This is a genomic window from Hansschlegelia sp. KR7-227, assembly GCF_049446035.1.
GTDB lineage: Bacteria > Pseudomonadota > Alphaproteobacteria > Rhizobiales > Methylopilaceae > Methylopila.
The window spans coordinates 1,458,125-1,470,948 of record NZ_JBMSEA010000001.1 but is presented as its reverse complement, the minus strand read 5'-3'; the positions used below and the strand labels follow the sequence as shown (position 1 = coordinate 1,470,948).

Here is a 12,824-nt window from a genome sequence, read left to right as displayed (position 1 = left end):
CAAGCGCCTAAAAAATGTGCCGGACTCCGAGCTTCGTCGCCTGCGTCGGCGAGTGACGCGGGATCCTCTTCGCGCGGGCAAGGACCGCCCCTGCGCAAGAAATTCCTGCGGGCGCTTTGAACCTCGGCGCGGCGGGCGGCGACGAAGGGTCATCGGGGCCGCGACGGGCGGCTCCCATCAGACCCAGAGGGGACCGCCATGACCGTTCTCGCCACCCGCGGCCGCAAGGCCTTCGCCGCCGCTCTCACCGCCGCCACGCTCGGCGTCGCGCTGGCGCCCGCTCCGGCCTCCGCCGGCGGCTGGCACGGTCACGGCCATCACGGTCACGGCTTCGGCTACGGCGCGGCCGGCTTCGGCGCCGGGCTTCTGCTCGGCGCGATCGCGGCCTCTCCGCGCGCCGAAGAGCGGGTGATCTACGAGCGCCGCTGCTGGACCGAGCGCCGCCGCGTCGTCAACGCCTTCGGCGACAGCTACCTCCGCCGCATCCGCGTCTGCGACTGAAGGCCGGCCGCCGGAAACAGGCGGCGAAGCTCTGCGAAGTCTCGCCGCCCATCGTCGCCAATTTGAAGCAACGCGCGGTCGAGGACTTCGCGTTGACGTGGAAGCGCCGTCGTGGCCAAGTCGCGCCTTAGTTGGACTTCGTTCAACGGTAGAATTTGAACGATCGACAAGCGGCGTCGGACCAAAGTCTTGTCCGAACGCCTCCGGCGTCGGAAGCGAGAGGCAAGATCATGACGATCGCGCGGGACCTCGCAGCCCTGCTCCCAGCCTTGCCCATCGCGCCGCGTCGGAGCGTGCGCCTCGGAAGCGCTGCGGCCGTCCTGCTCGCGGCGGCTCTCGCCGCGTCGGCCTGCGCGCCTGCGCAGGCGCAGTCGCGGCAGTCTCATGACGGCGGCGGACGCGGCGGTCACGGCGGAGGCGGCCGCGGTTTCCCGAGTGGCGCGATCGGCCCGCTGATCGGATTGGGCGGCGCGCTGCTGATCGAGGCGACGCGGCCGCGCGAGCGCGTCGTCGAAGAGGTCTATGAGGACGACGAACCGCGGCCGCGCAGGCCGCGCCGCCCGAAGGCGGGCCCGCGCACCGCAGAGCCCGAGAGTCGTCCGCGATCCCCGAAGACCGTGAAGGCGAAGGCGGGTCCGCGGTCTTCCCCGAAGGACAAGGCGGCCAACCGCGCCGGCGGCTCCCGGACGCCGCCGCGGCCGGCGCCGGCGGCGCCGCCGCCGAGGCTCGCGGCGGCCGACCCTGGCGTCGTTCCCGGCGAGGTTCTGTTCGAGGTCCGCAACGGCGTCGGCGAGGACCAGGTCGCGGCGATCGCGCGGGCCTCGCGGCTCGACCGGCTTTCGGCCGAGACCTTCGAGCTCAGCGGGAGAACGCTCTACCGCTACCGCATCCGCGGCGGACGTCCGGTCGCGGCGGTTCTGCGTGAGCTCGACCGCGACACCCGCGTCCGCTCCGCCCAGCCGAACCATGTCTACAGGCTGAGCGCCGGCGTCGCCGCGCGTCTGGCGGAGTCCCAGTACGCCGTCGCGAAGATGAGGCTGAGGGAGGCGCAGCTTTCGGCTTCGGGGGAGGGCGTCCTGGTCGCCGTCATCGATTCCGGCGTCGACCCGCGTCATCCGGCCCTCGTGGGCGCGGTGGCCGAGAGTTTCGACGCCGTCGGCGGCGCCTTCAAGGCGCATGCTCACGGCACCGCGGTGGCGGGCCTCGTGGCCGGCCGCGGCGAAATCGCGAGCCCGGCGCCCGGCGCGCGCATCCTCGCGATCCGCGCCTTCTCCGGCGAGGCCGCGGGCAAGGGCAGGACCGGCCAGGAGGGGACGACGATCCACATCCTGCGCGGGCTCGACGCCGCGGCGAAGCACGGGGCGAAAGTCGTCAATATGAGCTTCGCCGGTCCGCAGGACGACAAGATGTCCGAGTTCGTCGCCGCCGGCGCCCGGCTCGGAGCAATCCATGTCGCCGCCGCCGGCAACGCCGGTCCGGCCTCGCCGCCGCTCTATCCCGCGGCCGATCCCAACGTCATCGCGGTCACCGCGACCGACGCCGCCGACAGGCTGCCGACCTTCGCCAACCGCGGCGCGCATCTGTGCGTCGCGGCGCCCGGGGTGGACGTGCTGGTGGCCACGCCCGGCGCCGGGTTCGGCTATCTCTCCGGCACGTCCATGTCCGCGGCCGGGGTCAGCGGGGTCGTTGCGCTGTTGGTCCAGGCGCGGCCCGCGCTGACCGCGGCGGAGGCGCGCGCGGCGTTGATGACGTCCGCGGTCGATCTGGGCGCGCCCGGCTTCGACCCGGACTTCGGCGCCGGCGCGACCGACGCCAGAGCCGCGCTCGACGCGCTAGGGGCTCCAGCGGCTCCCGCCGCGGCGGCGCCGGCGATCGCCGAAACGGCGTCCGCCCGCCCGTGACGGGAAGACCGCCGGAAAAACTTCGCCGCCGGTTTGAACCGCGGTCGCGCTCGGCGCGACCCATGGGCAGGCTGCGGCGCGCGCCATGACGGAGGTCTCCGACGAGATCCTGCTCACGCGCGTCGCGTCCGGCGACACGGCCGCGATGCGGACCCTGTACGCGCGTCATGCGACGCGCGTGCTGAGGTTCCTCATCCGCCTCGTGCGCGACGAAGGCCGAGCGGAGGACCTCATGAGCGACGTGTTTTTCGACGTCTGGCGACAGGCCTCCCGCTTCGAGGGACGGTCGAGCGTGTCGACCTGGATGCTGTCGATCGCACGCTTCAAGGCGCTCTCGTCGTTCCGCAAGGCGAACGACAGCGCGCTGGAGCCGGAGATGGCGGAAGCGGTCGAGGACGAGGCCGACACGCCGGAGGTGACGGTCCAGAAGGCGAGCAAGGCCGAGGCCATGCGCCGCTGTCTGGACAGGCTCTCGCGCGACCACCGCGAAGTCGTCGATCTCGTCTACTACCATGAGAAGTCGGTCGAAGAGGTCGCGCGGATCCTCAACGTTCCCGCAGCCACCGTGAAGACGCGGATGTTCTACGCCCGCAGGAAGCTAGCCGAGCTGCTCGCCGAGGCCGGGCTCGAAAGGGGATGGCCATGAGCGACGATCGCGACGACGCCCCCCGCGAGGGCGATCTGCTCGCGCCCTGGCGCTCGGTCGGGAAGCTCGACGCCAAGGATTCCGCTCTGTTCGACCGCCTGATGGCGGAGGAGCCCGAGATGGCGCGTCGGCTTGAGGTCGCCATGGAGGAGCGCGACGCGGTCGTCGCGCTCAACGAGGCGCTGCCGTCGCCCTCCGCCGCGGCGCGCGAGCGCCTGTTCGCCCGGATCGAGGCGGAGGCGGGCGCCCGTCGCGCCGCGCGCGGCGGGCTCGGCCGCTGGCTCTCGGCGCGGCTGACCGGCCTTGCGCCCTCGACGCTCGCCTGGGGCGCCGCGGCCGCCGCCGTCGTGATCGCTGTGCAGGCCGGGCTGCTGACCAACGCCTATCTCGGGGGCGGCCCCGGATACCGGACGGCCTCGGACGGGCTTGGGGTCGCGGCGACCGGTCAGACCGCCCTGGTCGCCTTCGCCCCTGCCGCCACGGCGGACGACATCGCCCGGCTGCTGGGCGAGACTGGGGCCGAGATCGTCGGCGGCCCGAAGCCCGGCGGGGTGTTCCTCGTCCGGATCGCGGAGAAGCCTTTGGCCGGCGCGGAGCTTGACGCCGCTCTGAAGCGCCTGACCGACCGGTCCGCAATCGTCCGCTTCGCCGCGCCCGGAGGCTAGGCGGGACGCGCGAATCGCGCGAAGGCGGCGGCGACGCTGGCGTAGATCCGGCGCTTGTAGGGCACGACGAGCTCGACCGTCGCCTCCAGCCGCTCCCAGCGCCATTCCGAGAACTCGGGCGGCGCGTCGACCGGCGGCTTGAGATTGATCTCCGCGTCGTCGCCATGAAACCGCATGGCGAACCAGCGCTGCCGCTGGCCGCGGAAGCCGGCCAGCCGGTGCGGCGGGCCGTCATAGGGCGGAAAATCATAGGTCAGCCAGCCCTCGGTCGCGCCGAGCAGGTCGGCGCTCGACACGCCGGTCTCCTCGTAGAGCTCCCGGCGCGCCGCCGCCTCGACGTCCTCGTTTGCGTCGATCCCGCCCTGCGGCATCTGCCATTCGCAACCCGGCTGGACGATTTCCGGCCCGTCGTCGCCGATGCGGCGCGCGATCAGCACATGGCCGGAGGCGTTGAACAGCGCGACGCCGACATTCGGGCGGTAGGGCAGGGACGAGGACATGGCGGCGAACCGACCGGACGGGCGAGGGTGCGCCCGTTCTTGCCAGCCCGCCCGCCACTCCGCAAACTCCCGCCCCCTCAGCCGAGCGCCCCTGCATGCCCCGTCCGATCGCCGCCCGCCGCCAGCAGGAGATCCTTCACCGGATCGACGTCGCGCAGACGGTGAGCGTCGAGGAGCTCGCGGAGGTGTTCGGCGTCTCGCGCGAGACCATACGGCGCGACCTCAAATCGCTCGCGGCGCTGGGCCGGCTCGACGTCGTCCATGGCGGCGCCCTGAAGCGTGCGGCCGGCGAGCCGCCCTTCGCCGAGCGGGCGAAGGAGAACGCGGAGGGCAAGGCCGCCATCGGCCGGCGCGCCGCCGCCATGGTCGAGGACGGCATGGTCGTGCTGCTCGATTCCGGCGCGACGACCCACGAGATCGCGGTGGCGCTCGCGGCGCGCCGGCCGAAGGACCTGACTGTCCTCGTCACGTCGCTCGGCGACGCGCTGACGCTCGTGCGGGCCGGCGTGAAGGTCGTCGTGCTCGGCGGCGAGGTCGACGCCGACGACGAGGCGACCGTCGGTCCGGACGTGATCGCCGCCCTGCCGCGCTACCGCATCGATCTCGCCTTCGTCGGCATCGGCGGCCTCACCGCGGAGGGCGACGTGACGGTGTTCCTGCGCGTCGCGGCCGAGACCCGCGCCGTCATGCTCGACGTCGCCAGACAGGGCTATCTCGTCGCCGATTCGTCGAAATTCGGCCGCGCAGGGATGGCGCGCATCGCGCCGAAGAGGCCGCCGGCCGGCGTCGTGGTCGACGTCGCGCCGCCGGCGAAGCTCGCCGTGGCGCTCGCCCGCAAGGGCCTCGCCTGCATCATCGCGATCGAGAGTTAATGTGGTAGTTTGTGGTTTTATGATTGATATTGAGGTCGCGGCGGGGTAGCTTCCGGGACGTAGACGGAGGCGCCGAACCATGCCGCAAGCGCAGTTTCCCACCCAGGCCCGGGTCGTGATCGTCGGCGGCGGGATCGTCGGCTGTTCGGTCGCCTATCACCTGACGAAGCTTGGCTGGAGAGACGTCGTCGTCCTCGAGCAGGGCCGGCTGTCGAGCGGCACGACCTGGCACGCCGCCGGCCTCGTCGGCCAGCTTCGCGCGCATGCCGGCATGACCCGGCTGATCCGCGCCTCGACCGCGCTCTACGCCCGGCTGGAGGACGAGGTCGGGCTCGCCACGGGCTGGACGCAATGCGGCTCGGTCTCAGTCGCGCGGACGCCCGAGCGGATGACCCAACTCCGCCGCACGCTCGCCTCCGCCCGCGCTCAAGGGGTCGAGGCCGAGGAGCTCTCGCCGGCGCAGGCGGGCGAGAAATGGCCGGTTATGCGGACCGACGATTTGGTGGGCGGCGTCTGGCTTCCCGGCGACGGCAAGGCGAACCCGACCGACGTGACCCAGGCGCTCGCGCGCGGCGCGCGGGCGGGCGGCGCGAAGATCTTCGAGAAGACGCGGGTCGGCGGCGTGACCGTCGCGAACAAGCGGGTGAGGGCGGTCGCGACCGATCGCGGCGACATCGCCTGCGAGGCGCTCGTCATCTGCGCCGGCCAGTGGTCGCGCCAGTTCGGCGCGAGTTGCGGCGTCTCCATCCCGCTCCATTCGGCCGAGCACATGTATGTCGTGACCGAGCAGATACCGGGCGTGACGCGCGATCTGCCGGTGATGCGCGACCCGGACGGCCATATCTATTTCAAGGAGGAGGTCGGCGGGCTCGTCGTCGGCGGCTTCGAGCCGGACGCGAAGCCCTGGGGCATGGCCGGAGTCCCCGACGATTTTGAGTTCCAGCTTCTGCCCGACGACTGGGACCAGTTCGAGATCCTGATGGAGAACGCGCTGATCCGCGTGCCGGCGCTCGAGACCGCGCAGATCAAGACCTTCGTAAACGGGCCGGAGAGCTTCACGCCCGACAACAACTTCCTGCTCGGCGAGGCGCCGGAGGTCAGAGGCGTGTTCGTCGGCGCAGGCTTCAACTCCGCCGGCATCGCCTCCGCCGGCGGGGCCGGACTGGCGCTTGCGGAATGGATCGTCGCCGGCGAACCGACGCAGGATCTGTGGCCGGTCGACATCCGCCGCTTCGCCCCGTTCAACGCCAACCCGGCCTGGCTGAAGGACCGCGTGAAGGAGACGCTCGGCCTGCATTACGCGATGGCCTGGCCCAACCGCGAGCTGAAGAGCGCGCGCCCGTTCCGCATGTCGCCGCTGCATGAGCGGCTCGCGGCGAAGGGCGCCGTCTTCGGGTCGAAGATGGGCTGGGAACGGCCGAACTATTTCTCCGCGGGCCCCGGCGATCGCGAGATCGCTTACGGCTTCGGACGGCCGAATTGGCTCGAGTCCTGCGCCGCCGAGCAGCGCGCCGCGCGCGAGGCCGTCGCGCTGTTCGATTTCACCTCCTTCGCCAAGTTCCGGTTCGAAGGGCCTGACGCGGAAGCGGTTCTGCAGCGCCTGTGCGCGAACGACGTGGCGCTCGCCGCCGGCGACAGCGCCTACGCCGCGATGCTGAACGCGCGCGGCGGGATCGAGAGCGAGATCACCGTCTCGCGGCTCGACGACGAGGCGTTCCTGATCGTGTCCGGCTCCGCCCAGGCGGTCCGCGACGCCGACTGGATCCGCCGCAACACGCCGGAGGGCGCGCGCGCCACGCTGACCGACGTGACATCATCCTTTGCGGTTCTGGGGCTCATGGGGCCGAACGCCCGGGACCTGCTCGGGCGGGTGACCGCCGCGCCGCTCGACGACGGAGCCTTCCCGCCGAACGCGGTGCGGACGCTCGCGATCGGCTACGCCACCGGCCTCGCGGCGCGGCGCTCCTATGTCGGCGGCCCCGGCTACGAACTCTTTGTCCCGACCGAGTTCGCCGCCGGCGTCTACGACGCGCTGGCCGCGGCCGGCCATGGCCTCGGGCTGAAGGACGCCGGCCACTACGCCGTCGACGCCCTGCGTCTCGAGATGGGCCATCGCGCCTGGGGCCGCGAGACCGGCCCCGACGTCACGCCGCGCGAGGCCGGCGTCGAGCACGCGGTGCGCTTCGACACGGGCGACTTCATCGGGCGCGACGCGCTGCTCGCCGCCGACGCCGCGCCGCGGACGAAGCGCTTCGTCTCGCTGCTCGGTCCGGCGCCCGGCGCCCAGATGGTCTGGGGCGGCGAACTGCTGCTCGCCGACGGCGCCGCCGTCGGCGAGGTGACCTCGGCGGCCTATTCCGACGCCCTCGGCGGCGTCGTGGCGCTGGCCTCGATCGATGCGGGCGCCGCGATCGACCAGAGTTGGCTGGACGCGCGCGCCTTCGCGATCGACGTGGCCGGGGAGATCGTGCCGGTCGAAGCGAGCCTTGCGCCGTTCTACGACCCCGATCGCCGCCGCCAGCCCCTCACGGCCGAACCGCAGCCGCTGAGGAAGGCGGGGTGAGGCCCGTCGCGCATTCGTCTCCGACAGTGTAAGGCCGGCTCCCGATGGAACCCCACGTCTTCGCCGCGGTCCTGGCCGCGGCCGCCATGCACGCCGGCTGGAACGCGTTCCTGAAGCTCAGGATCGATCCGTTCCTCGCCATGGCGCTGGTGACGGCCGCCGGGGGCGTCGTCGCGCTGCCCGCGCTCGCCTATCTCGGCCCGCCGAAGCTCGAAGCCTGGCCGTGGCTGATCGCGTCGGTCGCGCTGCATCTCGGCTACTACATCGCGCTGACCGAGGCCTACCGGCGCGCCGACATGAGCCAGGTCTACCCGATCGCGCGGGGAGGGGCGCCGCTGATGACGGCCGCAGCCGGCGTGCTGCTGCTCGGCGAGCCGCTGTCGGGAACCCAGACGCTCGGCGTCGGCGCGCTCGGCTGCGGCGTCATGCTGATCTCGATCCTCGGCCGCCGGAAGGGCGTGAAATTCGACCCCGGCGCGCTCGGCTTCGCGGGGCTCACCGCGCTGACGATCTGCGGCTACACGCTGGTCGACGGCATAGGCGCGCGCACCGCCGGCGACCCGCACGCCTACGCCGCGACGCTGTCGGTGGTCGACGGCGCGCCGCTGATCCTGTTCGCGCTGTGGCGGGGCGGCAGGGTCGGGCTCGCGCCGATGCGGCCCTATCTGTGGCAGGGGCTCGCAGGCGGCGCGATGTCGCTCGGCTCCTACTGGATCGCGATCTGGGCGATGACGGTGGCGCCGATCCCGCTGGTCGCCGCGGTCCGCGAATCGAGCGTGCTGTTCGCAGCCCTGATCGCCGTCTTTCTGCTCAAGGAACCGCTGCAGTGGAGCCGGGCGGGGGCGGCCGTCATCATCGTCGGCGCGCTCGCGCTCATGCGGATGGGATGAGCAGTCCGAATCCTAATCCTCATCGCATCGTCGCGCATTCTGGGCCGTTTTAAGTCTCGCACTGAGTTCCTGCGCACGGGCCCTCAGGTGTTCCTGTTCGATCGACTTGCATTTATCAATATATATCGAAGTAAGAGGCGATGATGCCTCGAAAAGAACATCCAAAGCCACCATTCGCTGGTATTCATGCCCTGTCTCCCAAGCGCGGACGGCCAACTGCTCAGTCTTGGGGGATCGTCGTGCCGAAAGCGCCAGGAGCGCCCGACGGCTCACGTACTCATCATCGTCATGGACGAAGCGCTCGAGGAGCGGCTCGACTTGCTCATCGGAAAGGTCCGGCGAGCCGAGCGCGTCCGCCAGTTGCCACCGCGCGTCGGGATCGTCGCAGTTCACGGCGTGCCCGGCCAGAGCGATCAGGTGACTTGGACTGCCAACAAGATCCTGCTTGATGCACTCCATCTCATTATCGCGGGCAATTGCGTAAAGCAGCGCCTCGATAAGAGGGGCGTCCCACTGAGCAGGGCTCGAAGCCTGCAGCAGTCTGATCACCGCTGTGTTGAGCGCAGGCCAATCGTCGTAAAATGTCTCCCATTCTCCGGCTGGCTCATCAGGCGGTCGCTGGGAATTCCATACCGAAGCCCATTGTCTGAACGCTTCGACGCCCTCGAGCACGCCTTGCCTGGCGATCTCGAACGACGGCGTGTTGATGCGTGAGGACCAATCCATTTGGCCATTGTTTCACGCCTGCACCGCTTCCAGGAAGCTCCGCACCAGGGGGATGCGCCGGCGCTCTTCCAGACAGACCGCGTATTCCGCGACTGCAAGGTCCGCGCCCGTGATCTCGAGCCGCGTCAGCCCCTCGCCCTCGCGGAACTCCGATCCGAAAATCACGCCGACGCCGAAGCCGGTCGCGACCGCGTCGCGGACGGCTTCGCGGGTCTGCACCTCGAGCAGGTGGCCGGGCTTGACGCCCGCTTCGGCGAGCCGCGTCTCGAACACCTCCCGGGTCACCGAGCCGCGCTCCCGCAGCACGAGGTCCTGGCCGACCAGCGCTTCGATCGGGACGGCGCCGCGCCGCGCGAAGGCGTGGTCCGCGCGCACGAAGCCGACCAGCCGGTCGGCGCTGAGGCGCACGCTCAGAATGCGGGGGTCGGAGGTCTGCTGCGCGGTCACGGCGACGTCCGCGGCGTAGTCGACGATCTGGCGCAGCACGTCGGACGAATTGCCGATCGAGAGCGAGAAAGTCAGGCCGGGATGCTTCTCGCGGATCCGCCCGAGCGCCGGCATCACATGGGTCGCGCTGTCGGCGGCGATCCGCAGATGGCCGCGCGACAGCGTGCGGGTGCCCGCGAGCAGCGCCTCCGCCTCCTCCTCCGCGGTGAACATGCGCGCCGTGATGACGAACAGGCTCTGCCCGAGCGGGGTGAGCTTCACGGTGCGGCCCACCCGGTCGAACAGGCGGACGCCATAGGCGTCCTCGAGGCCGCGCACCTGCGCCGACAGCGTCGGCTGGCTGACGTTCCGCGCGCGGGCGGCGCGCGTGAAGCTGCCGGCTTGCGCGACGGCGTGAAAGGCGGCGAGGCCGGACGCGCTGATCCTCATCCATAGAGCCTGTCTATGTGACCGATGGAAACTGGATATTGGACCTATCTGACAGTCCCGCGCTAGCCTCCTCTCGTCTTCAACGACAGCCGGACCAGACGCCCATGGCCTCCGCCTCCCGTCCCGCCGCTTCCGAGACCGGCGACCCGCTGCTGCTGACGCCGGGACCGCTCACGACCTCGAAATCCGTCAAGCAGGCGATGGTCCACGACTGGGGCTCGCGCGACGCGGCCTTCATCGCGATCAACCGGGCCGTGCTCGAGGGGCTGCCCAGGATCATCCACGGCGAAGGCGAGTTCGTCACCGTGCCGATGCAGGGCTCCGGCACCTTCGCCGTCGAGGCGATGCTGACGAGCTTCGTGCCGCGTTCGGGCAAGGCGCTGGTGCTGGTGAACGGCGCCTACGGGCTGCGCGCCAAGAAGATCCTCGACGTCGCGGGCCGCGCCAACGTGGTCCATGAGACGGCGGAGGACACCCCGCCGGACCTCGCCGAGATCGAGGCGATCCTGACGCGCGACGCCGCGATCACCCATGTGTTCGCGGTCCATTGCGAGACGACCAGCGGCATCCGCAACCCGGTCGAAGCGATCGCCGCGCTCGTCAAGCGGCTCGGCCGCCGTCTGCTGATCGACGCCATGAGCGCGTTCGGCGCGCTGCCGCTGGACAGCCGCGAGGTCGCCTTCGACGCGGTCGCGGCGTCCTCCAACAAATGCATCCAGGGCGTGCCCGGGCTCGGCTTCGTGCTGGCGCGCAAGGACGCGCTGGCCGAGACCAAGGGCGCCGCCACCACGCTGACGCTCGACCTGTTCGACCAGCACGCCGCGCTGGAAAAGACCGGCCAGTACCGCTTCACGCCGCCGATCCACGTCATCGTCGCCTTCCATCAGGCGCTCGAGGAGTTCTGGGCGGAAGGCGGCGTCGCCGGCCGCGGCGAGCGCTACGCCGAAAACGCCCGCATCCTGATCGACGGCATGGCGGCGCTCGGCTTCGAGACGCTTCTGCCGAAGGCCCGCCAGGCGCCGATCATCGTGACCTTCCGCATGCCGGAGGACGCCCGCTTCGTGTTCCAGCGCTTCTACGACGCGCTGAAGGACCGCGGCTACGTGATCTATCCCGGCAAGCTGACGGTCGCGGACAGTTTCCGCATCGGCTGCATCGGCGATCTGCATGCGCGGCACATGCAGGCCTTCGTCGGCGTCGTCGGCGAAGTGCTGGACGAGATGGGCGTCGGGCTGAAATCGGCGGCGTGAACCAAAGTCTCGGAGCGCGCCGCCTGCGTGCTTCGAGACGGCTTCCTCCGGAAGCCTCCTCAGCATGAGGAGCGTGGAGGACGCCAGGAACAAACCTCCTCATCCTGAGGAGCCCGCGGAACGCGGGCGTCTCGAAGGACGCAGTTGGTCGACGCAGGGTTTGCTGAAGCGGGAGCTTCCGAAATGAACATGCATGTGAATGTCGGCTCCGACATCGTCGCCAACGGCCGCGCCTACAGGTGCCCGGAGCAGCCGGTCGTCGTCATCTGCATCGACGGCTCCGAGCCCGGCTACATCGAGGCCGCGATCGAAGCGGGCCTCGCCCCGAATCTCGACCGACTGATGAAGACCGGCGCGAACACGACGGCGCTGTCGGTCATTCCGAGCTTCACCAATCCGAACAATCTGTCGATCATCACCGGCCGCCCGCCCTCCGTGCACGGGATCGCCGGCAACTTCTTCTACGACCGTGAGGCCAAGGAGGAGGTGATGATGAACGACGCGCGGTTCCTGCGCGCGCCGACCATCCTCGCCGAGTTCCAGAAGGCCGGCTGCAAGGTCGCGATGGTGACGGCGAAGGACAAGCTGCGCACGCTGCTCGGCAAGGGCCTGGATTTTTCGAGCGGGACCGCGATCGCGTTTTCCTCGGAGAAGGCGGACAAAGCGAACCTCGCCGAAAACGGCGTCGAGAACGTTCTGGGCTTCGTCGGCAAGCCGCTGCCGGAGGTTTACTCCGCCGACCTCTCCGAGTTCGTGTTCGCCGCCGGCGTGAAGCTGCTGAAGAGCTTCCGGCCGGACGTCATGTATCTCTCGACCACCGACTATGTGCAGCACAAGGCGGCGCCGGGGTCGGAGGTCGCGAACAGCTTCTACGCGATGTTCGACGCCTACGTCGGGGAGCTCGACGCCGCCGGCTGCACCCTCGTCATGACCGCCGACCACGGCATGAACGACAAGCACCTCGCCGACGGCTCGCCCGACGTGATCTACCTGCAGGAGATCCTCGACGCCAAGCTCGGCGCCGGCGCGACCCGCGTGATCCTGCCGATCACCGACCCTTACGTCGCCCATCATGGCGCGCTCGGCTCCTTCGCGACGATCTATGTCGACGCGGACCGGCGGGCGGAGGTGATCGCGATCGCGAAGGCGGTCGACGGCGTGACCGTCGCCATCACCTCCGAGGAGGCGTGCGAGCGCTTCGAGCTGCCGGCCGACCGCATCGGCGACGTCGTCGTGCTGTCCGACCGCCACAAGGTGCTGGGAACCTCGGCCGCGCGCCACGACCTCTCCGGTCTCACCGAGCCGCTGCGCAGCCATGGCGGGCTCACCGAGCAGACCGTGCCGATGATCGCAAACCGGAAGATCGAGGTTCCGGCCGGTCGCACGCTGCGCAATTTCGACGTCTTCGACGTCGCCCTGAACCTGGTGCGCTGA

General features: G+C 70.5%; 12 protein-coding genes. 9 read left to right on the top strand and 3 right to left on the bottom strand.

The window, feature by feature from the left end:
• Nucleotides 1-198 precede the first annotated feature (198 nt).
• The 4 genes from ACO2RJ_RS06870 to ACO2RJ_RS06855 all read left to right on the top strand — a co-directional run bounded on the left by ACO2RJ_RS06870 (nt 199) and on the right by ACO2RJ_RS06855 (nt 3,713).
• Entirely contained in the window at nt 199-501 is a 303-nt protein-coding gene (locus ACO2RJ_RS06870; protein WP_423267241.1) for a hypothetical protein, read from the top strand.
• Nucleotides 502-731: 230 nt separating this feature from the next.
• On the top strand, nt 732-2,402 hold the full coding sequence (locus ACO2RJ_RS06865) for a S8 family peptidase (protein WP_423267240.1): 1,671 nt from the start codon (nt 732-734) through the stop codon (nt 2,400-2,402).
• An 85-nt stretch (nt 2,403-2,487) separates the two neighbouring features.
• On the top strand, nt 2,488-3,048 hold the full coding sequence (locus ACO2RJ_RS06860; RefSeq protein WP_423267238.1) for a sigma-70 family RNA polymerase sigma factor: 561 nt from the start codon (nt 2,488-2,490) through the stop codon (nt 3,046-3,048).
• Nucleotides 3,045-3,713, top strand: a complete 669-nt coding sequence (locus tag ACO2RJ_RS06855) for a hypothetical protein (RefSeq protein ID WP_423267237.1) — start codon at nt 3,045-3,047, stop codon at nt 3,711-3,713. The genes ACO2RJ_RS06860 and ACO2RJ_RS06855 overlap by 4 nt, the downstream gene beginning before the upstream one ends.
• Here ACO2RJ_RS06855 and ACO2RJ_RS06850 read toward each other — a convergent pair.
• Entirely contained in the window at nt 3,710-4,213 is a 504-nt protein-coding gene (locus ACO2RJ_RS06850) for an RNA pyrophosphohydrolase (protein WP_423267236.1), read from the bottom strand. The genes ACO2RJ_RS06855 and ACO2RJ_RS06850 overlap by 4 nt on opposite strands.
• Nucleotides 4,214-4,308: 95 nt before the next feature.
• On the opposite strand from ACO2RJ_RS06850, the gene ACO2RJ_RS06845 reads away from it, so the two are divergent.
• From ACO2RJ_RS06845 to ACO2RJ_RS06835, 3 genes are all read left to right on the top strand, one after another.
• The gene (locus ACO2RJ_RS06845; protein ID WP_423267235.1) at nt 4,309-5,085 is read left to right on the top strand and encodes a DeoR/GlpR family DNA-binding transcription regulator; all 777 of its coding nucleotides are present in this window, start codon (nt 4,309-4,311) and stop codon (nt 5,083-5,085) included.
• A 79-nt stretch (nt 5,086-5,164) separates the two neighbouring features.
• Nucleotides 5,165-7,648 carry a GcvT family protein gene (locus tag ACO2RJ_RS06840; protein ID WP_423267234.1) on the top strand — a complete coding sequence of 828 codons (2,484 nt, stop codon included), beginning with the start codon at nt 5,165-5,167 and terminating at the stop codon, nt 7,646-7,648.
• A 44-nt stretch (nt 7,649-7,692) separates the two neighbouring features.
• On the top strand, nt 7,693-8,538 hold the full coding sequence (locus ACO2RJ_RS06835; RefSeq protein ID WP_423267233.1) for an EamA family transporter: 846 nt from the start codon (nt 7,693-7,695) through the stop codon (nt 8,536-8,538).
• 12 nt (nt 8,539-8,550) lie between these two features.
• Here the strand turns inward: ACO2RJ_RS06835 and ACO2RJ_RS06830 are convergent, their stop codons facing one another.
• On the bottom strand, nt 8,551-9,264 hold the full coding sequence (locus ACO2RJ_RS06830; protein WP_423267232.1) for a HEAT repeat domain-containing protein: 714 nt from the start codon (nt 9,262-9,264) through the stop codon (nt 8,551-8,553).
• 12 nt (nt 9,265-9,276) lie between these two features.
• Nucleotides 9,277-10,140 (bottom strand): LysR substrate-binding domain-containing protein, encoded by an 864-nt coding sequence (locus ACO2RJ_RS06825; RefSeq protein WP_423267231.1) that lies wholly within the window; start codon nt 10,138-10,140, stop codon nt 9,277-9,279.
• A gap of 104 nt (nt 10,141-10,244) precedes the next feature.
• Here ACO2RJ_RS06825 and ACO2RJ_RS06820 point away from each other — a divergent pair, with 104 nt between their 5' ends.
• Both ACO2RJ_RS06820 and phnA read left to right on the top strand, forming a co-directional pair.
• Nucleotides 10,245-11,390 (top strand): 2-aminoethylphosphonate--pyruvate transaminase, encoded by a 1,146-nt coding sequence (locus tag ACO2RJ_RS06820; RefSeq protein WP_423267230.1) that lies wholly within the window; start codon nt 10,245-10,247, stop codon nt 11,388-11,390.
• 189 nt (nt 11,391-11,579) lie between these two features.
• The gene (gene phnA, locus ACO2RJ_RS06815; protein WP_423268925.1) at nt 11,580-12,824 is read left to right on the top strand and encodes a phosphonoacetate hydrolase; all 1,245 of its coding nucleotides are present in this window, start codon (nt 11,580-11,582) and stop codon (nt 12,822-12,824) included.

Excerpts from the sequence above, each read along its gene's own strand:
- ACO2RJ_RS06870 (WP_423267241.1), top strand. The coding sequence starts at position 199 with ATGACCGTTCTCGCCACCCGCGGCCGCAAGGCCTTCGCCGCCGCTCTC.
- ACO2RJ_RS06865 (WP_423267240.1), top strand. The coding sequence starts at position 732 with ATGACGATCGCGCGGGACCTCGCAGCCCTGCTCCCAGCCTTGCCCATC.
- ACO2RJ_RS06860 (WP_423267238.1), top strand. The coding sequence starts at position 2,488 with ATGACGGAGGTCTCCGACGAGATCCTGCTCACGCGCGTCGCGTCCGGC.
- ACO2RJ_RS06855 (WP_423267237.1), top strand. The coding sequence starts at position 3,045 with ATGAGCGACGATCGCGACGACGCCCCCCGCGAGGGCGATCTGCTCGCG.
- ACO2RJ_RS06850 (WP_423267236.1), bottom strand. The coding sequence starts at position 4,213 with ATGTCCTCGTCCCTGCCCTACCGCCCGAATGTCGGCGTCGCGCTGTTC.
- ACO2RJ_RS06845 (WP_423267235.1), top strand. The coding sequence starts at position 4,309 with ATGCCCCGTCCGATCGCCGCCCGCCGCCAGCAGGAGATCCTTCACCGG.
- ACO2RJ_RS06840 (WP_423267234.1), top strand. The coding sequence starts at position 5,165 with ATGCCGCAAGCGCAGTTTCCCACCCAGGCCCGGGTCGTGATCGTCGGC.
- ACO2RJ_RS06835 (WP_423267233.1), top strand. The coding sequence starts at position 7,693 with ATGGAACCCCACGTCTTCGCCGCGGTCCTGGCCGCGGCCGCCATGCAC.
- ACO2RJ_RS06830 (WP_423267232.1), bottom strand. The coding sequence starts at position 9,264 with ATGGATTGGTCCTCACGCATCAACACGCCGTCGTTCGAGATCGCCAGG.
- ACO2RJ_RS06825 (WP_423267231.1), bottom strand. The coding sequence starts at position 10,140 with ATGAGGATCAGCGCGTCCGGCCTCGCCGCCTTTCACGCCGTCGCGCAA.
- ACO2RJ_RS06820 (WP_423267230.1), top strand. The coding sequence starts at position 10,245 with ATGGCCTCCGCCTCCCGTCCCGCCGCTTCCGAGACCGGCGACCCGCTG.
- phnA (WP_423268925.1), top strand. The coding sequence starts at position 11,580 with ATGCATGTGAATGTCGGCTCCGACATCGTCGCCAACGGCCGCGCCTAC.